The organism is Citrobacter amalonaticus Y19, from assembly GCF_000981805.1.
In the GTDB taxonomy this organism is placed as follows: Bacteria; Pseudomonadota; Gammaproteobacteria; order Enterobacterales; family Enterobacteriaceae; genus Citrobacter_A; species Citrobacter_A amalonaticus_C.
The window spans coordinates 4,841,945-4,862,150 of record NZ_CP011132.1; the positions used below are offsets into that span (position 1 = coordinate 4,841,945).

At 53.9% G+C, this 20,206-nt stretch carries 25 protein-coding genes; 5 read left to right on the forward strand and 20 right to left on the reverse strand.

Going from position 1 to position 20,206, the window contains the following annotated elements:
* Positions 1-110: 110 nt before the first annotated feature.
* Complete coding sequence (locus tag F384_RS22365) at positions 111-461, forward strand: MmcQ/YjbR family DNA-binding protein (RefSeq protein WP_046493923.1); 351 nt, start codon at positions 111-113, stop codon at positions 459-461.
* 40 nt (positions 462-501) lie between these two features.
* On the opposite strand, the gene uvrA is transcribed toward F384_RS22365, so the two are convergent.
* Positions 502-3,324 (reverse strand): excinuclease ABC subunit UvrA, encoded by a 2,823-nt coding sequence (gene uvrA / locus F384_RS22370; protein WP_046493924.1) that lies wholly within the window; start codon positions 3,322-3,324, stop codon positions 502-504.
* 252 nt (positions 3,325-3,576) lie between these two features.
* On the opposite strand from uvrA, the gene ssb1 reads away from it, so the two are divergent.
* On the forward strand, positions 3,577-4,104 hold the full coding sequence (gene ssb1 / locus F384_RS22375; RefSeq protein ID WP_046493925.1) for a single-stranded DNA-binding protein SSB1: 528 nt from the start codon (positions 3,577-3,579) through the stop codon (positions 4,102-4,104).
* 257 nt (positions 4,105-4,361) lie between these two features.
* Here ssb1 and F384_RS22380 read toward each other — a convergent pair whose 3' ends face one another.
* Entirely contained in the window at positions 4,362-4,922 is a 561-nt protein-coding gene (locus F384_RS22380; protein ID WP_003030312.1) for a recombinase family protein, read from the reverse strand.
* A gap of 205 nt (positions 4,923-5,127) precedes the next feature.
* Between F384_RS22380 and F384_RS22385 the strand changes: the two genes are divergently transcribed.
* The 3 genes from F384_RS22385 to F384_RS22390 all read left to right on the forward strand — a co-directional run bounded on the left by F384_RS22385 (position 5,128) and on the right by F384_RS22390 (position 6,374).
* Complete coding sequence (locus F384_RS22385) at positions 5,128-5,550, forward strand: hypothetical protein (RefSeq protein WP_003030314.1); 423 nt, start codon at positions 5,128-5,130, stop codon at positions 5,548-5,550.
* A gap of 97 nt (positions 5,551-5,647) precedes the next feature.
* Positions 5,648-5,941, forward strand: coding sequence for a hypothetical protein (locus F384_RS30505; protein ID WP_226991612.1), 294 nt, complete (start codon positions 5,648-5,650; stop codon positions 5,939-5,941).
* Between the two features lies 1 nt (position 5,942).
* Entirely contained in the window at positions 5,943-6,374 is a 432-nt protein-coding gene (locus tag F384_RS22390) for a tail fiber assembly protein (RefSeq protein ID WP_046493926.1), read from the forward strand.
* Here F384_RS22390 and F384_RS22395 read toward each other — a convergent pair.
* The 18 genes from F384_RS22395 to F384_RS22475 all read right to left on the reverse strand — a co-directional run bounded on the left by F384_RS22395 (position 6,346) and on the right by F384_RS22475 (position 20,203).
* Positions 6,346-6,939, reverse strand: coding sequence for a tail fiber assembly protein (locus F384_RS22395; protein WP_046493927.1), 594 nt, complete (start codon positions 6,937-6,939; stop codon positions 6,346-6,348). The two genes, F384_RS22390 and F384_RS22395, sit on opposite strands and share 29 nt — an antisense overlap.
* On the reverse strand, positions 6,939-7,826 hold the full coding sequence (locus F384_RS28125) for a hypothetical protein (RefSeq protein WP_052746974.1): 888 nt from the start codon (positions 7,824-7,826) through the stop codon (positions 6,939-6,941). Before F384_RS28125 ends, F384_RS22395 begins: the two co-directional genes overlap by 1 nt.
* Positions 7,826-8,398 (reverse strand): YmfQ family protein, encoded by a 573-nt coding sequence (locus tag F384_RS22405; RefSeq protein ID WP_046493928.1) that lies wholly within the window; start codon positions 8,396-8,398, stop codon positions 7,826-7,828. Before F384_RS22405 ends, F384_RS28125 begins: the two co-directional genes overlap by 1 nt.
* Positions 8,395-9,462 carry a baseplate J/gp47 family protein gene (locus F384_RS22410; RefSeq protein WP_046493929.1) on the reverse strand — a complete coding sequence of 356 codons (1,068 nt, stop codon included), beginning with the start codon at positions 9,460-9,462 and terminating at the stop codon, positions 8,395-8,397. Before F384_RS22410 ends, F384_RS22405 begins: the two co-directional genes overlap by 4 nt.
* Positions 9,462-9,812: a phage GP46 family protein gene (locus F384_RS22415; protein ID WP_046493930.1), complete on the reverse strand. Its 351-nt coding sequence runs from the start codon at positions 9,810-9,812 to the stop codon at positions 9,462-9,464. The genes F384_RS22410 and F384_RS22415 overlap by 1 nt, the downstream gene beginning before the upstream one ends.
* A 91-nt stretch (positions 9,813-9,903) precedes the next feature.
* Complete coding sequence (locus F384_RS22420; protein WP_046493931.1) at positions 9,904-10,491, reverse strand: phage baseplate assembly protein V; 588 nt, start codon at positions 10,489-10,491, stop codon at positions 9,904-9,906.
* On the reverse strand, positions 10,475-11,701 hold the full coding sequence (locus F384_RS22425) for a phage baseplate assembly protein (protein WP_046493932.1): 1,227 nt from the start codon (positions 11,699-11,701) through the stop codon (positions 10,475-10,477). The genes F384_RS22420 and F384_RS22425 overlap by 17 nt, the downstream gene beginning before the upstream one ends.
* Positions 11,685-13,016: a DNA circularization protein gene (locus tag F384_RS22430; RefSeq protein WP_046493933.1), complete on the reverse strand. Its 1,332-nt coding sequence runs from the start codon at positions 13,014-13,016 to the stop codon at positions 11,685-11,687. The genes F384_RS22425 and F384_RS22430 overlap by 17 nt, the downstream gene beginning before the upstream one ends.
* A complete protein-coding gene (locus F384_RS22435; RefSeq protein ID WP_046493934.1) occupies positions 13,013-15,223 on the reverse strand; it encodes a phage tail tape measure protein in 2,211 nt (736 codons plus the stop codon). The genes F384_RS22430 and F384_RS22435 overlap by 4 nt, the downstream gene beginning before the upstream one ends.
* Before the next feature lie 3 nt (positions 15,224-15,226).
* The gene (locus F384_RS30645) at positions 15,227-15,361 is read right to left on the reverse strand and encodes a hypothetical protein (RefSeq protein ID WP_264371171.1); all 135 of its coding nucleotides are present in this window, start codon (positions 15,359-15,361) and stop codon (positions 15,227-15,229) included.
* Positions 15,358-15,750, reverse strand: a complete 393-nt coding sequence (locus F384_RS22440) for a hypothetical protein (protein ID WP_046493935.1) — start codon at positions 15,748-15,750, stop codon at positions 15,358-15,360. The genes F384_RS30645 and F384_RS22440 overlap by 4 nt, the downstream gene beginning before the upstream one ends.
* Complete coding sequence (locus F384_RS22445; protein ID WP_046493936.1) at positions 15,751-16,125, reverse strand: hypothetical protein; 375 nt, start codon at positions 16,123-16,125, stop codon at positions 15,751-15,753.
* A 13-nt stretch (positions 16,126-16,138) separates the two neighbouring features.
* A complete protein-coding gene (locus tag F384_RS22450) occupies positions 16,139-17,557 on the reverse strand; it encodes a phage tail sheath C-terminal domain-containing protein (protein ID WP_046493937.1) in 1,419 nt (472 codons plus the stop codon).
* Positions 17,544-17,762: a DUF2635 domain-containing protein gene (locus F384_RS22455; RefSeq protein WP_046493938.1), complete on the reverse strand. Its 219-nt coding sequence runs from the start codon at positions 17,760-17,762 to the stop codon at positions 17,544-17,546. The genes F384_RS22450 and F384_RS22455 overlap by 14 nt, the downstream gene beginning before the upstream one ends.
* The gene (locus F384_RS22460; RefSeq protein ID WP_046493939.1) at positions 17,749-18,408 is read right to left on the reverse strand and encodes a DUF1834 family protein; all 660 of its coding nucleotides are present in this window, start codon (positions 18,406-18,408) and stop codon (positions 17,749-17,751) included. Before F384_RS22460 ends, F384_RS22455 begins: the two co-directional genes overlap by 14 nt.
* Positions 18,408-18,836: a gp436 family protein gene (locus F384_RS22465; protein ID WP_046493940.1), complete on the reverse strand. Its 429-nt coding sequence runs from the start codon at positions 18,834-18,836 to the stop codon at positions 18,408-18,410. The genes F384_RS22460 and F384_RS22465 overlap by 1 nt, the downstream gene beginning before the upstream one ends.
* A gap of 3 nt (positions 18,837-18,839) precedes the next feature.
* Entirely contained in the window at positions 18,840-19,295 is a 456-nt protein-coding gene (locus tag F384_RS22470) for an HI1506-related protein (RefSeq protein ID WP_046493941.1), read from the reverse strand.
* Positions 19,295-20,203: a Mu-like prophage major head subunit gpT family protein gene (locus F384_RS22475; protein WP_046493942.1), complete on the reverse strand. Its 909-nt coding sequence runs from the start codon at positions 20,201-20,203 to the stop codon at positions 19,295-19,297. The genes F384_RS22470 and F384_RS22475 overlap by 1 nt, the downstream gene beginning before the upstream one ends.
* Between the last annotated feature and the right edge of the window lie 3 nt (positions 20,204-20,206).

Genomic DNA, 20,206 nt, shown 5'->3' on the forward strand with positions numbered 1-20,206 from the left:
ACTCAAGTAAGCTCCCGGGGACTCACAGGTTTGCCGCCTTTAAGCAACTCGAATTATTTTGGGTATAGATGACATTTCAGTGGAGCATCACGCTTGCAAGGGGAATAACGATGACCAATTCAGAGTTACTGCAATACTGCATGGCGAAAAGCGGCGCGGAGCAGAGTGTGCACAGTGACTGGAAAGCCACGCAAATCAAAGTTGAAGATGTGCTTTTTGCCATGGTGAAAGAGGTGGAAGATCGCCCGGCGGTATCTCTGAAAACCAGTCCCGAACTCGCGGAACTGTTACGCCAGCAGCACAGTGATGTGCGTCCGAGCCGACATCTCAATAAGGCGCACTGGAGCACAGTCTACCTCGACGGCTCGCTGCCGGATTCACAAATCTATTATCTGGTGGATGCGTCGTATCAACAGGCGGTCAATACGCTACCGGAAGAGAAACGCAAACAGTTGCAATGAACAACGCCGTTCACATCTTACATGAACGGCGTTTTGCGTTTTACAGCATCGGTTTGAGGAAGCGGGCTGTATGCGACGCTTCACATTCTGCCACGGTTTCAGGCGTACCGGAGACGAGGATTTCTCCACCGCCGCTACCGCCTTCCGGTCCCAGGTCGACGATCCAGTCCGCCGTTTTGATGACGTCCAGGTTGTGCTCAATCACCACGATAGTGTTGCCCTGATCGCGTAACTGATGGAGCACGTCCAGCAGTTGCTGAATATCAGCAAAGTGCAGACCGGTGGTCGGTTCATCCAGAATATAGAGTGTCTGACCCGTACCGCGTTTTGACAGTTCACGCGCTAACTTCACGCGCTGGGCTTCACCGCCGGAAAGCGTCGTTGCCGACTGGCCGAGACGAATGTAGGTCAGCCCCACATCCATCAGGGTTTGCAGCTTACGCGCCAGCGCCGGGACGGCATCAAAGAACTCACGGGCTTCTTCGATAGTCATATCCAGCACTTCGTGGATGGTTTTGCCCTTGTACTTAATCTCCAGCGTTTCGCGGTTATAGCGTTTGCCTTTGCACTGGTCGCATGACACGTAAATATCCGGCAGGAAGTGCATCTCGACTTTAATCACGCCATCGCCCTGACAGGCTTCGCAACGCCCACCGCGAACGTTAAAGCTGAAACGTCCTGGCGTATAGCCGCGTGAGCGCGACTCCGGCACCCCGGCAAACAGTTCGCGCACCGGCGTAAACACTCCGGTGTAGGTCGCCGGGTTAGAGCGCGGCGTCCGTCCAATCGGACTCTGGTCGATGTCGATAACCTTGTCGAAATGCTCCAGCCCCTGCACGTCGCGGTACGGCGCCGGTTCGGCGATCGTTGCGCCGTTCAACTGGCGCTGAGCAATCGGGAACAGCGTATCGTTGATCAACGTCGATTTACCGGAGCCCGACACGCCGGTGATGCAGGTGAACAGCCCCACTGGCAGCGTCAGCGTCACGTCTTTCAGGTTGTTGCCGCGCGCGCCGGTCAGTTTCAGCACTTTTTCCGGATTCGCCGGCACGCGCTGTTTCGGCACTTCAATCTTGCGCTTGCCACTCATGTACTGGCCGGTCAGGGATTCCGGTACCGCCATAATGGCTTCCAGCGGACCTTCGGCAACCACTTCGCCACCGTGGACGCCGGCTCCAGGACCGATATCAATCACGTGGTCGGCGGCGCGAATCGCATCTTCATCGTGCTCCACCACAATCACGGTATTGCCAAGATTACGCAGGTGGATCAGCGTCCCCAGCAGACGTTCGTTATCGCGCTGGTGAAGACCGATGGACGGTTCATCCAGCACGTACATCACGCCGACCAGTCCGGCACCAATCTGGCTTGCCAGACGAATACGCTGGGCCTCGCCGCCGGAGAGCGTTTCCGCAGAGCGGGACAGCGTCAGATAGTTAAGGCCGACGTTGACCAGGAACTTGAGGCGATCGCCAATCTCTTTGAGGATTTTCTCTGCAATCTGTGCCCGCTGACCCGCGAGTTTGAGATTGTTGAAGAAGTCCATCGCATGGCCGATGCTCATGTCGGAGATGGTCGGCAGCGGTGTATTCTCAACGAAGACGTGGCGCGCTTCGCGACGCAGACGGGTTCCTTCACAGCTGGCGCACGGGCGGTTGCTGATGAACTTGGCTAACTCTTCACGTACCGCACTGGATTCCGTCTCTTTATAGCGGCGTTCCATGTTGTGCAGCACGCCTTCAAACGGATGGCGGCGCACGGAGGTATCGCCACGATCGTTCATGTACTTAAATTCAATATTCTCTTTGCCGGAACCGTACAGCACCACTTTGTGCACGTTTGCGTTCAGGCTGCCCCACGGGGCTTCAACGTCGAACTTATAGTGCTCCGCCAGCGATTTCAGCATCTGGAAGTAATAGAAGTTCCGACGATCCCAGCCGCGGATGGCGCCGCCCGCCAGCGACAGCTCAGGATTCTGGATCACGCGATCGGGATCGAAATACTGCTGTACGCCGAGGCCATCGCAGGTTGGACAAGCCCCCGCCGGGTTGTTAAAGGAGAACAGGCGCGGTTCCAGTTCGCGCATGCTGTAGCCACAAATTGGGCAGGCGAAGTTGGCGGAAAAGAGCAGCTCTTCTGCTTTTTCGTCGTCCATATCGGCAACCACCGCCGTCCCGCCGGAAAGTTCCAGCGCGGTCTCAAACGATTCCGCCAGACGGGTACTGAGATCGTCACGCACTTTGAAACGGTCGATCACCACTTCGATGGTGTGTTTCTTCTGTAGTTCCAGCTTGGGCGGATCGGAGAGGTCACACACTTCGCCATCAATACGGGCGCGGATATAACCCTGGCTTGCCAGGTTTTCCAGCGTTTTAGTGTGCTCGCCCTTACGCTCTTTAATGACCGGCGCCAGCAGCATCAGACGCTTGCCTTCCGGCTGCGACAGGACGTTATCCACCATCTGGCTCACGGTCTGCGCCGCCAGCGGGACATCGTGATCCGGACAGCGCGGTTCGCCAACGCGGGCAAACAGCAGACGCAGGTAGTCGTGGATCTCGGTGATGGTACCGACCGTGGAGCGCGGGTTATGAGACGTCGACTTCTGTTCAATTGAGATGGCGGGCGACAGCCCCTCAATATGATCGACATCCGGCTTTTCCATCAGCGACAGAAACTGACGCGCGTAGGCAGAAAGGGATTCAACGTAACGACGCTGCCCTTCGGCATACAAGGTGTCGAAAGCGAGCGAGGATTTGCCTGACCCCGAAAGCCCGGTCACGACAATCAGTTTGTCGCGGGGGATGACGAGGTTGATGTTTTTGAGATTATGGGTGCGGGCGCCCCGAACTTCGATCTTATCCATTCACCTTTCCCGGATTAAACGCTTTTTTGCCCGGCGCAGCAGGGTGCCACCGGCGATCACAAACGGTTAATTATGACACAATAAAACCTGAATGGATATACAGTATTGGAATGCAAAACGCAGAGTCCTGTGTAACAATGTCCGGCTGAAGTTGTTTCGCGGAATCCGCGTCGCAACGTAGTAAAATCGCTATTGGTAATGCTACAATCGCGCGTTTACACTTATTAAGAAACGTTTTCAGGAGATTCAATCATGGCCAGCAGAGGCGTAAATAAGGTTATTCTCGTGGGTAATCTGGGCCAGGACCCGGAAGTACGCTACATGCCGAATGGTGGCGCTGTCGCCAACATCACGCTGGCTACTTCCGAATCCTGGCGTGACAAGCAGACCGGCGAGATGAAAGAGCAGACGGAATGGCACCGCGTTGTGCTGTTCGGCAAACTGGCGGAAGTGGCCAGCGAATATCTGCGTAAAGGTTCTCAGGTCTACATTGAAGGTCAGCTGCGTACCCGCAAATGGACCGATCAGTCCGGCGTTGAAAAATACACCACGGAAGTGGTGGTGAACGTGGGCGGCACCATGCAAATGCTGGGTGGCCGTCAGGGTGGCGGCGCACCGGCTGGTGGTCAGCAGCAGCAGGGCAGTTGGGGTCAGCCTCAGCAGCCACAGGGCGGTAACCAGTTCAGCGGCGGCGCGCAGTCTCGCCCGCAGCAGCAGTCTGCACCGGCAGCGCCGTCCAATGAACCGCCGATGGATTTTGACGACGATATCCCGTTCTGATCCTCGTTGATTGCCTACTGATGTATTCAGTTAAAGAGCCCCGTCAATGCGGGGCTTTTTTTGTCAGTTTTTCTCTCGCCTTGTAAATAAAACAACATACTTTTCAATAAGATAATTAAATTTCCTGTGATCAAATCGTAGGTGGGATTATTGTAGCGCGGCGATTTTTTTTGCACCAAAACGCGATAAATTTTGCACTGCCAGAAGGTGCCAAAAAGACACATTCTGCACAGTGCAAAAATGAACGCAAAGAGTGTTTAGTGATGCTCTTGCTGAGCCGGATAACGTTTGTAGAGAGTCGACAGGCCGACCCCATATTTGAGAGCTATATCACGATGTGAGCAGCCGGACTTAATTTCCCGTTCAAACGCATCCCAGTGCTCATCAGTATACTTAGGCTTACGTCCGCCAATCCTCCCCTTAGCGCGGGCAACCGCTAACCCTGCCAGAGTGCGTTCACTATTCAGATCAGACTCATATTGTGCCGCAGAGAGAATATTACGGAAGTTATAGCGCCCACTGGCAGTGCTCAGGTCAACGCCATCTGTAATAGAACGAATATTAACATTGCGTTCTGCGAGGCTCTGAAAGGTCAATAATGCGTGCAGTACATTGCGACCGATACGATCTAACTTCCAGATGACCAATTCGTCACCGGGTTCAAGCATCTCAACCACTTTCTTCAAGATTGGTCGATTCGTCTTACGGCCAGAAGCCTTTTCCTCAAAAATTAACTTACAGCCAGCAGCTCTGAGCGCCTGCATCTGAAGCTCGGTGTCCTGATGGTTACTTGATACTCGTGCATACCCAATAATCATAAAGCGATCTCCTGCTCATCCTTCTGTTCGTCAGTAGAACCAGGTTATCAGAGTTTCACTTTTGACAAAGAGCTACGCGAGCATTACAAGCCAACACCATAAAAATTTATTTATATTCAAGGGGATTTCTAGAGCCTCATTACATACATAACCAAGGATTCGTGTAGATTAGCACCTTCCAGCAACAGATAATTGAAGGATTTTCATGAACGACTTTACTAAAGAGCCAAAAATCGAGTGTCTCGAAGACGGAACTCAAATTATTTATCACATGGGGCAAAAGATTACGATGAGCCCTGATGGAAAAGTCACAACCCAGCATAAGGCCGGTCATGTGATAACGATGCAAAAGGATAACGTGGACATCAGCCTTAACTGGGATGCGATAAAGCACATTAATGTTCAGGATATCAATTTGATAAAATCAATAGACTCTAAGGTCGTTGAAGGTGGGACTGTAACAGAAATCACCTTTATAAATGATTCAAGATTCTTGTGTATCTATGATCAGCTAGGTCTACCAAAAGGCGCTAAATCAGAAGGAAGTAATACCATTAAGATCTCAGCCGAAGGCGATGAATTGACAGTGGCAATGGCAGAGTCCAGCTCAACTACAACGCTGCATTAACCCGAATGGTCACCTATATAGGTGACCATTTTCAAAGGTTGGTTTAAAAGAGGCTGCAAAACGAGACGTCGGCACCGGGGCGAATCAGATTCCGGATATGAACTCTTTTGCTTCGGGTTCTTCTGGCGCTGGGCAATGGTTCCGGCTTCCCAGTGGGGTGCTGGTTCAATGGGGCGTTATTGCCAATACCCTAACAACAGGGGGCTATAACGTTACCTACCCAACGCCATTTAGTGAGTCACCTTCATTTTCACTTGCGGTAACTGCATCAACGCCGATTCTTGCCACCGCAGTTAATACGACCACTACAGTGTTAAATGGTGTGAGCACATGGAATTTATCCGGTGCGAGACAGACAAACAGTGTGCTCTGGATTGCCATAGGAAAATAAGATGACAACTAAATACTCCTTCTCTCCTTCACAATCTCTCTTTTATGCCAACGCACTAAAGGAAAGCGTCTACGACCCTGCAGGGATATGGCCAGAAGATGCATTTGAAGTTAGCGATAGCGTCATGATGGAATTCACCAGCGCGCCGCCAGTGGGTAAAAAATTAGGGGCGGCAGATGGCATGCCAGTCTGGATAGATGAGCCACCACCTTCAGCCGAGGAACTGAAGGAGACGGCAGAACAGAAAAAATCTGCATTGAAGAAAATTGCTGATTCCGAAATATCCTGGCGGCAGGATGCGGTTGATGCCGGGATCGCGACGGAAGAAGAAACCGCCGCGCTGGGTGACTGGAAAAAATACCGGGTTCTGCTGATGCGCGTTGACACAGTAAAACCCGACTGGCCTACGCTTCCGGGGGAACAGGCCAGTTAATGTCCGGTGCGGTTGCTGTATCGGTTGCAGTAACCGCATCAATATAATCAAGCGTCGCATTGAGTTTATTTTTTTCTGCGTCACTCAACGCTCGCCCTGCCTGCAATTTCAACTGAATGATACTGATAGACTGCATCGCAGAACTTATTAATTGTTGACGCTGTAGTTCCGCTTCGGCTTTAGCAGCGGCCTGCTGCGCCTCAGTATCTGTTACCCACTTTTTCCCGTCCCATTTATCAAATGCTGACACTGGCGCGGCAGTGGTGAATCCCTCTTTGACTGGCCCGATGTAATCCACGACTGACCCTTGTTTATTCTCAACCGAATAGACTGTATCCCCACGGTGATCTTCTTCCTGTCTCCAGTCAGTGCCGGTGAATAGGGAGACCTTTTCTGCAACTGTTTCACCCGGATCAATATCGGTGGAGTTACCTGGCATGCTCACGCCAACATTAATAAACTCATCTGACCAGCCAGTATATTCCCCTGTTAATTCATCGTAATAAAAACAGCGAATATCACCGGCCTGTGTCGCCAGGCCATTTTCATCAAATACAGGTTTCATTATTTAGCCCTTACCAGAAAGTTAAATGCAATGTTACGTGAACGGTTTTCACTGGCAGTAGGAACCTGTCTGCTTACATCGAGCGTCATAGTTACAGGTCTTGTCGCCGATCCAATAACAGAACCATTAGTTGGGGTTACTAAACTAGTGCCATTCGCAAATACACCAACACCCTGGCCAAGGACGGAGCAGGTGTCATTGTTTGTTGTCCCACCAAAACTACCTGTGATGTTTCTTATGGCATCACCTTGCGCAGACAACAGGGCTCGACCACTATCCACTCCCCTTCCGTCATCCCATGTGCGCAAAAACTCTCCCCTAGCCTCTGGAATAACTAAAGATGGGAAAACCAAAGCTAACTGTGGATATGTTGTTGCTGAAAATGATGCCCCATTAAATTTCATGAAAACCATATCAGCCCATTCAGGCATCACGGTGTTCGGCATGGCTGCCGAAGGCCAGAAAAACGGAATTCCTATGGGCGGTGCGCCTGCTCCCAAACCAAGGTATGTGAGAAGGTTTGCTATAGAGGACTGACCGATAACACTGCGTCCAATATCTGAAATATCAGTAAGCGCTGCAGCATTAGCGCCAGTAAAATAGGGCAACTTATTATTGGCACCGACCAGGCTGGCCAACGCACCTAAAGTGTCATTCTTTGCTGCAAAGAGTAGTTGAAGTGCGGCAAGCAATTGCCCGGCGCTTGAATCAGGTGCATTACCCGCAGCAGCAAGCACAGCGATAAGCTCTTCCTGCGTATCACGAACCGCATCCTGCACATTGTTGAGATGTGCCGCAGTAACGATTGTCCCCAGCTCACCGGTCAGCGGATTGCCATCATGAAATGTGTTATCCGGTGTATCGACCGGAGGCATTAGCGAATGCATTATTCGTTCTCCTGATATGCAAAATAGCAAAAGGTATGGGCAGGTTTGAGGTCGCGAAAAACGTCCTCAATGACCGGATCGCCAAATGCCGTCAACCTTTCACCGGCAGCAGAACTGCCAGCACGGAAATGGTAAACCTGTGTGCCCGAGTTCTGGACGTTCACACGCCACACCCAGATAATGTCTTCCACCCAGAGACGATCACCTGCCCGGTTCACGCCAGCCCGGAATGGTTGTGGCTCGTCAATCGTGATGGAGTAACCCAGGCTTGCAGCCAGCTGGATGAAATAAGGGATACTGAGGCCACCCACCTCTGCCAGCTTTGCCAGTACACGTTGCTGGCGCTGCTGGTAGGTCGCACCTTCTGGTGGAATAAGGGCAAGAACCCTTTCCCAGTCAGCGATAAGGCTGCGGGCGTAAAAGGGAGTAATCCCTCCCTCAGCGAGGTCGGCACTGGTATCAAGGCCGCGAAACATAGCCGCCTCAGAACGCAGGGAAGCATCAAGAAATGGCTCCCCCGGACTGTAAGAGACTTGGGGTAAAAGCAGATTCAGGAGGTTGTAATAGCTCATAGCAGCTCAACCTCCACATTTCCCAGACGAAACCATTCAACCTGTTCTTCGTCAATCACGGGCTGGATATTCGCGGCGGGTGTGACAATTTCATAATCCGAAATACCCGGAACAAGCGAAATCAGCGTACCCGCCTGGCTTCGGATAAATGCCACACCGGGCTCGCGCCTGGAGTCGTCATCCTGCAAAACGGAGGTAATGGCCGTGGTCGCATCGGCGAGGGTAATACCGTCCAGGGCCACCTTAACCAGTACGTTAAATGTGTGGATGGCTGGCATGATAACCTGCGTATTTTTGGCGGTGACCGGTCGAAGGTCATCGATATAGGCCTGCGTTCTGTCAATCACGTCCTGTGACGGTAAGCCGCCCGCAGAGGTGACAACCACATCCACCGTACCAAGCCCGCGCCGCAGGGGGTACACATATGCCGCTGAGACACCGCTAACCTCCAGCGCCCAGCGTTTGTAATCGTATTTATTGCCGCCTGCGGGCGGTCGACGGATAATTTCAAGCAGGCGGCTAAGCAGCTCGGCATCGCTTTCCTCATCGGTTCCACCACTCATCACCCCCACGCTGACCGTACTGTCAAACCCGTCCGGTGTGGTGGTCAGGGTTGCGGTGGTGGTCGCTGTGGTATTCCCTGACGCACCAGCCAGGGACGAAACCGCGTTGACGGTGGCGGTGCCGCCTGCACCGATGGTGATATCCTGCGTGGTTGTCCATGACACACTGTCACGTTTAAACACCAGCCCCGCAGCTGCCGTGGAGCCGGAATCACCGGTAAAAACGGCTGTCCCGGAGGCGCTGTTCGCGGCCTTTTTGGTCAGGCCACGCGTGCGGGCATGAAGATACAGATATTCGGCGTCTGCCGTGTCGGGGAAAATCTGGCGGACAATCCAGCCCTGGTGCTGATACAGTCCTTCGGCCACGCTGGCCACTGAGGATGCCCGCACATACCAGTCGCTGTCCGGGCCCAGCTTTTCGTCGGACAACTGCAGGAGGTTTTTGATATCCCGCAGGAGGTCATCACGAATTTGTGCGGCAGTTTTGGTGATAAATGGCATCAGCTGACCTTAACCGGAAGTTTCCAGGTCTGCGGCGTTCCGCTCGCAGCCGTGACGGTAACCAGCAACAGCACCCAGCCTGACCGGTAATGCTCTGCGCTGATATCAATGGACGTGGCGCGACCATCATCAATGATGGGTTGCAGCGCCTGCTGTGCATACTGAACGGCCAGCTTTCTGACGCGCGAAACATCTTTCTCGCGCCGGAGTGTGTGCAACAGAGAACCCAGGGACGGGTCAGCCCACCATGAGCCAAGCGGCGTCATCAGCCGCAGATAAACAGCGTTAGCAAGGGTGTCGGTGGTTTCCCCGGAGTAATCACCGGTGGTCGGATCAATAAGCATTTCCATGCCGCTATACTGGCGGCACGGGAAGATAAATTCGCGGTGAAGGGGTTCAGTGGGATGGATACCCGGACGGGGAAAACAACGTTACCACAAATTACATCGGCTGGTCAGGTTTCTCCGTGGTTCCCGCATCACCACCATGATGATGAGTGTGGTTATCATAAATATCCCGCATTCCGGTCATCGTCGATTTGCCGTCAGAGATTTCATCACTGCCTTTTAACAGGGGTGTTTCAAACTTCGCCTGATTCGTTGCCGTTATATCGAAATCAACCGTATTAACCTGGAATTTATTTTTCGCGTTCACAATAAATTCATCGCAGCTCACTTCGATAATTTTGCCGCGCTTTAAAATAATATGGCTGCCCTCATCGGTATAGATAGCCAGCTCACCGCTTTTGAGGTTCTTCAGCCGGTACTGTGCATGCTCGGTGGCAATCACGATACTGTGACTTGTTTTGCCGTTAAGCGGCAGCATGATGGCTTTGGTGCCTTTAGGCGGGTTCGAGGTGAAGCCGTATTGCTGGAACATTTCCACATCCTGCAGGGTTTCGGTTGCCAGTGCCTTGCCCTGAACAGTCTGAATATCCCCACCGCTGTTAACGCGGATTAAAACGCCCCTGAAGGCCATTCTTATACGGTTTAACGCCCCGTTAATACGGGCATCAATTCTGTTCCACATCGATAATCTCCAGGTCTTTATTCACTTTGGCGCGGCGTTTGCGGGACTTACGTTTTTTCGGGTAAGCGTCCGGTATCCAGATGCCATCCTCTTTCAGGCGCAGTGTGGTGACGGTGTTATCCGGACGACCGCCGGAAAACTCACGCCCCATCAGGAAATAGATCGCATCAATGCTGTGCGGCTCACTGCGCACACGGATACGCTGGCCGGGCTCCCAGAGCTGGCCGCTCTCCATGCGGTGGCCTTTTACAATGGCGGTGAGGTCGTACCCGCTCAGGCGGGCGTCGGCTATAGCCTTGCGGGCGCGGTAGTCCACCTGCGCCTGATTGTCCGCATCACCGGCAACCATAATCTGGGGCCGGTAATAAGGCACAGTACCGTCACGAACAACAGTGCGCAGCCCGTGAAACCCGTTCTCTGCCGAACCGGTGTTGTTAAATATTTCATCCAGATCGTCGCTGCCATCGTCGTCTTCAGCGGCAGTCTCCGCACCGTCCACGTCAATTACTTCCAGTTGGCTGGACTTTTTCCCCTGGCCGTGCCCCTGTGCCAGTACCGTAAGCTCAGAGAAAGAGCCGGTAATGGATGACCGGTCACTCAGATCAAGCACGTTATTTCCGCGCCCGTCACGGTTGAGTATCAGCGTGGCAACCGGATCTTTTGTATAGTCCGGGCCACCGATGACCAGCGTGCCATCCGGTTCAAACCATGGCCACAGCCCCCGCGCAGCAGCGGCACGCTCCAGCGTATCCCAGGCCCGTTCGCCGGGTTCAACACTGACCTTGTCATTACGTGTGGAGGACTCCGCTTCAAGGCGAATATTTGTTATGCCCAGCGGCCTGACGACCTGTGCGATCACCTCTTCTAGGCTGAGCTGTCGGGACGTGAAGACTGGCGAGGCGCAGTCAACCAGAATCGCCGCACCATCGCGCCCGGAGAGGGACAATGATACCTGCTGGCGGGACACGCGCCGCTGGATGGTATCCACGCGCCCGGACATGACCACATCGTTACCCACCCTGACCAGCACCGGTACGCCGCGCGTAATGGCAGACGGAAACACGCCATCAGGAAGGCCCAGCGTCACACTCCAGGCATCGGACGGCACCAGAAAATCAGAATCAATCTGGTATCGGCTCCAGGCGCTGTGGATTTTACCGTCGATGACCAGACTCACGGTGTTCTGCGTATCCTTATCTTGAGTAGGCATTGAGCACATCCCCCGTTTTCAAACTGTTGGGGTCACGCAGCGACGGATTCAGGCGCAGCAGCTCGGCGGCACGGGTGTAATCCTCATACCAGAGATGGGCGAGCAGATGCAGGTTGGTGTCAGCCTGAACCGTCCGGGTGGTCAGCGGCGGTCGGCTGGTGATTACTGCGGCCCCCAGTTCCTGAACCGCCAGGGCAATATCTTTCAGGCTGCCGACAACCGGCTGCCATGCAATCCCGCTGGCGGTTTCACCGGCGCTGACATTCTGAGTGTCATCGGCGAACGCTGTACGGGTCTGCTCTATGGCCTCCTGCAGTGCTGTGCGGGTATCACTGGTGATTTGCTCAATATCGATCGGCGACAAAATATCGCTGATGCTCTCATCGCTGAGAATATCCGAGGCATCGAGCGCGAGCTGCAGGGCAACCTGGATTTTGACAGCACTAACCAGTTCAGTGATATCCGCCGTGGATGAACCTGACGGGATAGTGACAGGGGCGGTGGTCTGCCCCGTCACCAGTTGTTCAGGCATGGCGGCCACATCCTTAAGCTGTGCATGACCATTTTTCCAGTCGGCCATCACGATACCCGCCGTTCCTGCCACATCCGAGGACTGCGCGTAGCTTCCCGGATTGTTACTGACAGATGATTTTGACGTGAGCGAGGTCAGGCTCAAAGCGCTCTGCAGATCGCTCATAAAGGCTTTGGGATAGTTCACAAAATCTGTGGTGGTACTGACGAAACCGGTCAGATCTCCCTTAAGAACGGTCACCATGTTCAGTGCGGTGGTGGCCAGTGACTTCGCCCGCTTCATCCACTTTTTAGCCGTTCTCAGCGGAGAAAGCAGGTCATCAATGGCGGTCTGCGCCTGGCCAAGTGCAGATTGTACCTGGTTAAAAATGATATCAGCTTTGGAGAGCGGGAAATCGCTGCCAAAAAAGGCGACGTTGAGACCACCCTGCAGGAAGGCCACCTCCACGGTACAGTAATCCACGTTCTCCGCGTCATGCGATGCCTGATACTCAATACACTGCATGCCCGGCATGGAGCCAAAGACCGGGTGGATAAGCTCCGCGCTGCCGCGTGTATCGAGAGCGGCCAGAAACGCCTGCAGCCGGGTGTCATAATCATCGCCCCAGAAAAGGGCTGTTACCCGGAGGTTGCGTGGCTTTCGCCCTAAATCATCTACATCGCCGCCATCCACATACGGATACTCGTAAGTGGAAATATCCCGGCTGGCGCTGTCACGGGTGTTGATTACATCAAAACGGACGCCCCGGAAGGACGCATCCTGCATCGAGTCTTCCCAGCTCACTGTGGGCCTCCCGTGGAACCACGAACGGACTGTTCGCCGTTATACTCGTTGACTGCCTGCGCAACCGTCCGCCCGTCCAGCATCAGATTGGTGGTGATGGTCACAGGCTGGGGTTTCTGCTGGGCTGGCAGCAGATAAGAAGGAACGCCAGTTGTTGCCGGAGTTTGTCCTATAGATGACGGTGGATTCCACCATGAACCGGCATCAACCTGGGAAGCGCCCTTGTCAGGCACTGTCCCTTTCGTTTCATCCTGAGCCAGTTGGTTTAACCACTCTTCGTTTTCAGTGGCATACCCTCGACCGAACTGATACCAGGGCTGATAGAGCTTACGGGCTTTATCTATCCGTTCCTGGCTGTATTTCGCCCTAATCTGTGCCCATTTTGCAGGCCCGTTGATGAGTTCATCATCCTCATCAGGTGTCGTCATTGTTGCAACGGTTGTGGCGGTCATGCCCAAACCCAGCATCTTAAATACACCGCCAAGAATACCGGAGCCACCGGCACCAGGGGGAACGGGCGGGACGGGGATATTTTTAGGTAATTTGTTAGCCCCACCCGTTAGTAAATTAAGACCAGCAAAAGTAACCGCTGCCGCTGTCATGCCCTTAATTGCAGTGGTTGCTCCTGAAACAGCCGTTGTTAACTCTGGATATTCCTTCGCATAATCCGCAAGTTTTGTTGCGAGATCGCCATATAAATCAGCGACCGGTTTCATGGCATCCTGCTCGGCAAACATTTTTTCGGATTCAAACTGTTGGGATTTATATTGATTACCCGAAGACATTACATCAAATGAAGCATCACCTGCGCCTGCAGAATTTTCAGTACCTGCAATCTGTTCTTTTATAAAGTCCTTTTTCATCAGACTTGTTTTTAATGCTGTTGATGCTTGCTGGTCAGCGATTATTTTCGATGTTATTGAAGCGACGACAATATCAAGAGACGCAAGAATGTCTTTTTCCTTATCTGTTCCTTTATATTTTTCAGCCTGTACACGTAATTTTTTAACTCGTGGGTCAGCTGATACTATGCCAGATACAGCATTGGTAAATGCATCGTAAGTTGTTACCCCCTGAAGTCGTTGTTGTGCTAAATAATCAGTATATTTTAATTTCTCGCCATTCTTACCCCTGAATCGATAATTCTTCATGGCATTTTGAGTATCAGCGCTCGTATATTTATCAAGGAAGTTATTTACGTTTGTAGATGCTGCACTATTATCACCGGCAGTCTCGGAATTAGCTTGCAGTAATGCAAGAACGATATCTAAATCCTTGAGGCCTGACATACCAATTCCTTTGGCTTTTGTCAGCGTCAGGGCAAGAGAACCCGCCATATCACTTAATTCATATTTCCCATTTTCACCAGACCTAATCGCTTTATCAAATACCGCAGGCAGGTCCTCCATCTTAATGTCAAAGTTTTTAACCGCTGCAATGGCGATGTCGGAAAGTGCTTTTGGATCTGCTCCTGATGCACTGGCGTAACGGGCTATGACAGGTAATGCAGTCATAACTTGATCTTCTTTCAGACCGCCAGCAAACAAGTTAGACATTGTGTTCTGCGCCGCCTCCGGAGTGCCGCCGCCTTTCCGCACAGCATTGCGAATAGCATCATTGATCTCTGGTACTTTCTTCAGGCGTTCCGGGGCAGAGAGATTGTTATACGCCGTATTTGCAATCTCCAGGTTACGGCTTTCATAAGCCATCTGCCGCTGTACCGGGTCTTTAATAATCATACCCGCAGCGGTCAAACCACCCGCAACAGCCGCCACCGTTGAGCCTGCGGCCTTCATGCGCTGCATGCGCGTCATGGAGTCATTAACGCCGACCAGTTCGGTACGCAGGTTTTTTACACGGTCTGTCATGGCACGAAATGCACGGCTCTGCTCGTTGGCTGACAGCATACCTGTGCGGGTCAGGCGGTTATATGCCGCCATGGTCTGCTGAATTTCCCGCTGGATCTCACGCTCGGAACGAATGCCCAGCGTAGACCGGGCCGAACTGGCGCGGCGGTACTCATCCTGCAGGGTACGGGAAGCTCGAATCGCGCTGGTGGTGTTCTGCTGCCGGGATTTTGCCAGTTCATCATCTGCTTTTTGCGCCGCTCTGGTATCGCGGGTGATGCTTTGCAGCGCCTGTTTCAGAACCTTAGAGCCAGTATCGCGGGCAAGCAGCTGCAGCGCCAGTTGTAGATTACGCGCCATGGATTATCTCCGTTTACCGCCTTTTTTCCGGCGTTGCGATTTGAATGAGCGGGTGGTGCGGGTGGTGGTTTGCCCGGTTTTATGTCCATGTAACCGGGCAAGCGCATCGGTGTAACCGTCGAGTTCCGTGCGGGTCATTCCGCCGATTTGCTGCTCGCTGATGCCGTACCGTCCGAGGGCGAGGACGAGGGTTCGGTAACCGCTGAGCTGCTGTTCGAATCCATCCGCTTTTTTTTAATGGCTTCAATCTGCGCATCAATAATGTCGAAATCGTCATCATTGAGTTCATCCAGCAACAGCTCCGGGGTGATAGCCTCTTTCGGCAAATCACCGAGCGCCGTTATGGCCTGCGCCATGACAGCGACGCGGTAATACATTCCGGCTGCAGCACCTTCCGTGGTGCCACAGGCCTCATCCGTGAGGCGCAGTGCTTCGATGGTATCCCTGACCACCGGTATACGCACCATAAAGTCCGTATGTACTTTGTCGCCGACCTTAACGCCGTACAGCAATGCGTGCTTTTCCATTTACTCCTCCACGCGGCGCAGCGAATTCATGGTGATATCACGCTTCGCTTCGTTATCCACGGTGTACTGCGCACCCACCTGCGTGCTGAAACAGTCCAGGTACGATACCCGCTTACCGCTGCTGTTGAGCGGGTACTGCGTGATTTTCGCGCCTTCGATTGCGCCCCAGTCGAGATCGCCGGACTCAGGGATAACCACGGTGACGGTCAGCTGGATCTCTTCGATGCCACGGGAAAAGCCTTTTGCCCGCCCGGTTTTGTTCATCGTTTTGACCAGCTTACGTCCGGTGGTCACATCTTCCTTGAGGTCAGTGACTTCGATTTCCTGACCGTCAACTTCCATGACGATTGCGCCAACATATTCTTCAAGTGCCATTCTGTATCACTCCTTACAGCAGCAGGTCGATGCGACCGGCGAAGACGTGGAGACCATTCACCACATCAGACGGGATGCGGGCATTCAGCTGGTTCACGTCCTGTGAATCGCGCTCGACGATAAGACCGTCTTTATTGGCATCAACTTCTTCGATGATCTCCAGCTCTTCCAGCTTATAGAGCACATCCAGCAGCTCACTGCGCACCTTGGGAGGCGTCCTTGCGCTGAGCTTGTCGCGAGGGAAGCGCAATGCAATGCGCTCACGGCAGGCCTTGCGTACATAATCCAGCGTGCGGATGGTGGTGATATCCAGCAGCGCCACATCGTCCACGCCCTGGGCGTTTCTGGTGTAGGTGCTGATGGCACGCACGATCTGCACTTTATCTCCGGGGCCAATCTCAAACGGGGTAAGGCCGTTATGTAGGGCACTTTCCTGTTCAGTGCGTCCCGGTCGGCTTTCCAGTGCGGTGACGTCCAGCGTGCTCATGGCCAGCGTATTCAGCGGACGGGCCGGGTCTTCTTCGCTGGCGATGACGGCTGCATAAGCTGCCGCAATCTGCGCCGGTGTTTTCACCGAACCGTTGTGCCAGCCCAGGGTGATGCGCCCCTCATTCAGGGATTCCGCGAGAGCAATACCGGTGGAGAGCGATTTACGCCAGCCCCCGACACCAATCGCGCCACGCTGTTCCATTGCATTACTGACATTGGTCAGATGGTTACGCAGCACCGTCATTGCATCCTGCGTGGCGAATGGGCAGACCACGATGTTATGACCTGCCGTAAACGCAGCGGCCAGCGCCGGTGCGATATCCGGATCAACATTCCCGCTGCTCATTGCCGTGGTGGCTGCGGTCACACCGGGTGCGGTGACACTGGCCGATAATGCAATGTCATTGCCGATGGTACCTTTGTGGCGACTCGTCAGCGTGACCACACCATCTGCCGCCTCCGCAGTGACGGGAAGCCCGTCTTTCTGGGTAATCAGCCCGACAAGCGCTGTGGCAATGGCCGCTGCAGTATCAGCAGCGGAAATACCCACATCAATACGGGTGCCGTTGATGATGACGCTCAGCGTACCGTTGCCGGAGGCCGGGCCAGTAATGGTGACTTTGCCCGTTGCGGATGTCGCTGTGGCTGCATCCGCGACCCCAATCATCTGCAACTGCAGGTAGGGATTGGCTCCGATTGCATCTGTCGCCATCAGGTGTCCCAGTGAGCCACGGCCAAAGTACGTTGCCGCCTGATCATCAGAGAAAATATCCTGGATGGTCAGCGGTGCGGCTGTGCCACTGCCGAGCATCTGCACCACCATCAGCACCTTCTGGGTGTTACCCGGCAGGGTGCGCACCGCAAGGCGCGTGTTGAATTCAATGTACTGCCCTGGCTTACGGTTTGAGCCGATGGTGTCAAAACTGATATTAGGACTGGACACTGCTCACCTCCGTGGTGACTGTCGGCGCTTTGGCCTTGTTTTTACCGGTGGCCGTCACCTCAATAAGATCTCCGGCCATCAGCTGACGCTGGTAGTAGGCGGAGTTATCCACCTCCAGGGGGGCCGCGTCGGTGATATAGCGGCGCGGGTTATCTTCGCGCGGCACCTTCAACCCCGGAGCGGCTGTAACGTTAATCTTGCTCATGGTTAATCATGTCCTCAGCTGCATTATCTTTGTCCGGCTTTTTCAGGTCATAACTCAGTCGCGTACTCAGCCACTGAGGATCGTCCTCTGAGGTCGTACCGCCGTAGTCGCGAAAGAGACTGTCCGGATGGCCATCAGGTGCATTCGTCAGCGGGAATTTCCCGTTCTCCAGTGAGGACTCAATCCATTTGGTGTCGAACTCACAGGCAAAAACGGACAATGCCTGGCGCTCAACCTCCGTGTTGAAGAGCGTGCGCACACGACCTGGCTGTAACGGTGCAATCCGTATACCTGTATCAGCCATATCCTGGCCGGAGAGCAGACGACGCACGGCTTCAACCATCCGGTATGTTCCGACTTCACTCTCATTCACGCCCCCTGTACGGGCAGCTTCCTCGCTGCGAACATTGCGTTCACCGACAATCACAGCAAAACGCCCGTGGGTGACGAACTTCTGCTTTGATGTGCTGTAAGGCTCAGTTTTTTGCACACCGCCAAATGTCACCCAGATGGCGGGCAACTGGCGCAGTACCTCTGCAGGTTCGCCATCCATTTCACCCCCATACGAGCGAACATGTCTGGCCATACGGCCCATCCCTGCCTGCAGTCGGTCGACGATGGCGCGTTCAATATCGGCGATCACCATCAGAAACCGCCTCCACGAGTCTGGTCACGACCAAAGACGCGGCCACCTGATACCACCCGTGCTCCGGTGCCACTTTTCACCACATCCCCGCTGGCTGTACGCCCCAGGTTGATTTTGCCGCCTGCAATTTTCTCCAGATAGCGGATGGTGTCCTCATACCGCTCCCGGATTTCGACCGTCATCTGGGTATCAGAACCGCACAGCAGATAACGGGCGATATTGCAGCAGCGGATGACCAGAACACGGGGTTCATCCGCCCATGGCACCGGGTAACGGCCGCAGAGATAACCGTCAATTTCAGCGCTGGCCTGTTCAAGGGCACCATTCAGCACGTCATCATTGATAGTCCCGGTATAGTTGCGGTCAGTAAGTGAAATACACTCGCGCTCACCAAACGCCCGTACCATGTCCTCGCGGTTCGCATACATGGCTTACCCCTTTTTCTTGCCCGCAGAGACGGTCTCGTCAGAGGTCGCGTTATCATTCACACTGTCTGACGCTGGCCCGGCATCTGAAACAGGCGCGGGGGCCGCATCCAGTTTCACCTGCAGAGCATCACGCTCGGCGGTGATCGCCGTGATGGTGCAGTTGGCTGCATCAAGTTGCTGTTTAAACGACTCAATATCTTTGTTGAGCTGGATATTCCCGGTCTCCAGCTCACTGACGCGCGACTGCAGGGCATCCCGTTCTGCGGTCAGCTGAATGGTGCCGGAAGTATCCTGCTCCGGAACGTCTGGCACCCGCACCACGATGAGGTTGGGATCGCTTTCCAGCACGGCGAGTTCTTTCGCCGTGAACTGGTCATCCGGCCAGGTGCGACCGGCGGCGCTGTGGGCGATACCGAGACGGCGGAAACCGTCACGGCGGGCTGTGATTTGAATAGGCATTATGCATCCACCCCTGTTGAGCCATACGCCATCTGCCAGAAACCGTAGCCACCGTTGGCGCGGGCTTCTGCACCGAAGATGAATTTCTTGCGCATGAAGACGTTGTCGGCGGTGTAGTCGGTCTGCTCGACAAAGACCGGCTTTTTACGCTCCTGATAAACCAGCGGTTTCACCGGTTTGCTGGTATCCAGCAGGAACCAGGCGGTGTCAGAGGTCAGTTCCGGCACGACCAGCACTTCCGCCGTCCCCTTGTACGGGTTCGAGGTGTTGTCCGGTAAGCGTTCAGCTGTCATGAGGTAATTCGCGTCATCTTCCAGCGCGGGCGGGACGACCAGAATAGTCGGGCGAATTTTCAGCGACGCGCCTTCATCATCCTTGAGACTGCGCATGGCAACTCTTGCCGCACCGTAACTGGCCTTGGCTGCGGCAAGTGACGTCACGCTCAACTTCTTCGTGCCTTTATTGGACACAGACTGCCCGCCAACGAGGTGATCGGTATCAAAGAAGGGCTGACCGTCATAACAGAGGTTTACGAAGCCGCCACTCAGCAGGGCAAACACGATATCTGATGGCAGCTCTGCCGCAGACTGACCCGCCGATTTGGCCTGCAGGCCATACCCCATAATCTGGTCGTCTTCAATATCGTTGCGATCAACTTCAACCGTCGCTTCCCAGTCCTTGTTGCGAATGGTGTAGTTGAACGCGGCCAGTGATTTGACCACTTTATCGCCAATCCACTCGCGCATTTTCGGGAAACGGCTCAGCCAGCTATAGTCGTTTTCCTTTCCGGTGGACGGCACCAGCATGGCCACCTTTTTCCAGTCCGAAGGGGTCTGATCGAACGCCCCCTGGAAGGTGGCTTTCAGATTAATGAAAATCTGACGTACATTTTTTACGTTAATTAACACGGT

What these genes read in the sequence shown, in the direction of transcription:
- F384_RS22365 (WP_046493923.1), top strand. Translation starts at nt 111, where the DNA reads ATGACCAATTCAGAGTTACTGCAATACTGCATGGCGAAAAGCGGCGCG.
- uvrA (WP_046493924.1), bottom strand. Translation starts at nt 3,324, where the DNA reads ATGGATAAGATCGAAGTTCGGGGCGCCCGCACCCATAATCTCAAAAAC.
- ssb1 (WP_046493925.1), top strand. Translation starts at nt 3,577, where the DNA reads ATGGCCAGCAGAGGCGTAAATAAGGTTATTCTCGTGGGTAATCTGGGC.
- F384_RS22380 (WP_003030312.1), bottom strand. Translation starts at nt 4,922, where the DNA reads ATGATTATTGGGTATGCACGAGTATCAAGTAACCATCAGGACACCGAG.
- F384_RS22385 (WP_003030314.1), top strand. Translation starts at nt 5,128, where the DNA reads ATGAACGACTTTACTAAAGAGCCAAAAATCGAGTGTCTCGAAGACGGA.
- F384_RS30505 (WP_226991612.1), top strand. Translation starts at nt 5,648, where the DNA reads ATGAACTCTTTTGCTTCGGGTTCTTCTGGCGCTGGGCAATGGTTCCGG.
- F384_RS22390 (WP_046493926.1), top strand. Translation starts at nt 5,943, where the DNA reads ATGACAACTAAATACTCCTTCTCTCCTTCACAATCTCTCTTTTATGCC.
- F384_RS22395 (WP_046493927.1), bottom strand. Translation starts at nt 6,939, where the DNA reads ATGAAACCTGTATTTGATGAAAATGGCCTGGCGACACAGGCCGGTGAT.
- F384_RS28125 (WP_052746974.1), bottom strand. Translation starts at nt 7,826, where the DNA reads ATGCATTCGCTAATGCCTCCGGTCGATACACCGGATAACACATTTCAT.
- F384_RS22405 (WP_046493928.1), bottom strand. Translation starts at nt 8,398, where the DNA reads ATGAGCTATTACAACCTCCTGAATCTGCTTTTACCCCAAGTCTCTTAC.
- F384_RS22410 (WP_046493929.1), bottom strand. Translation starts at nt 9,462, where the DNA reads ATGCCATTTATCACCAAAACTGCCGCACAAATTCGTGATGACCTCCTG.
- F384_RS22415 (WP_046493930.1), bottom strand. Translation starts at nt 9,812, where the DNA reads ATGGAAATGCTTATTGATCCGACCACCGGTGATTACTCCGGGGAAACC.
- F384_RS22420 (WP_046493931.1), bottom strand. Translation starts at nt 10,491, where the DNA reads ATGTGGAACAGAATTGATGCCCGTATTAACGGGGCGTTAAACCGTATA.
- F384_RS22425 (WP_046493932.1), bottom strand. Translation starts at nt 11,701, where the DNA reads ATGCCTACTCAAGATAAGGATACGCAGAACACCGTGAGTCTGGTCATC.
- F384_RS22435 (WP_046493934.1), bottom strand. Translation starts at nt 15,223, where the DNA reads ATGGCGCGTAATCTACAACTGGCGCTGCAGCTGCTTGCCCGCGATACT.
- F384_RS30645 (WP_264371171.1), bottom strand. Translation starts at nt 15,361, where the DNA reads ATGACCCGCACGGAACTCGACGGTTACACCGATGCGCTTGCCCGGTTA.
- F384_RS22440 (WP_046493935.1), bottom strand. Translation starts at nt 15,750, where the DNA reads ATGGAAAAGCACGCATTGCTGTACGGCGTTAAGGTCGGCGACAAAGTA.
- F384_RS22445 (WP_046493936.1), bottom strand. Translation starts at nt 16,125, where the DNA reads ATGGCACTTGAAGAATATGTTGGCGCAATCGTCATGGAAGTTGACGGT.
- F384_RS22455 (WP_046493938.1), bottom strand. Translation starts at nt 17,762, where the DNA reads ATGAGCAAGATTAACGTTACAGCCGCTCCGGGGTTGAAGGTGCCGCGC.
- F384_RS22460 (WP_046493939.1), bottom strand. Translation starts at nt 18,408, where the DNA reads ATGGTGATCGCCGATATTGAACGCGCCATCGTCGACCGACTGCAGGCA.
- F384_RS22465 (WP_046493940.1), bottom strand. Translation starts at nt 18,836, where the DNA reads ATGTATGCGAACCGCGAGGACATGGTACGGGCGTTTGGTGAGCGCGAG.
- F384_RS22470 (WP_046493941.1), bottom strand. Translation starts at nt 19,295, where the DNA reads ATGCCTATTCAAATCACAGCCCGCCGTGACGGTTTCCGCCGTCTCGGT.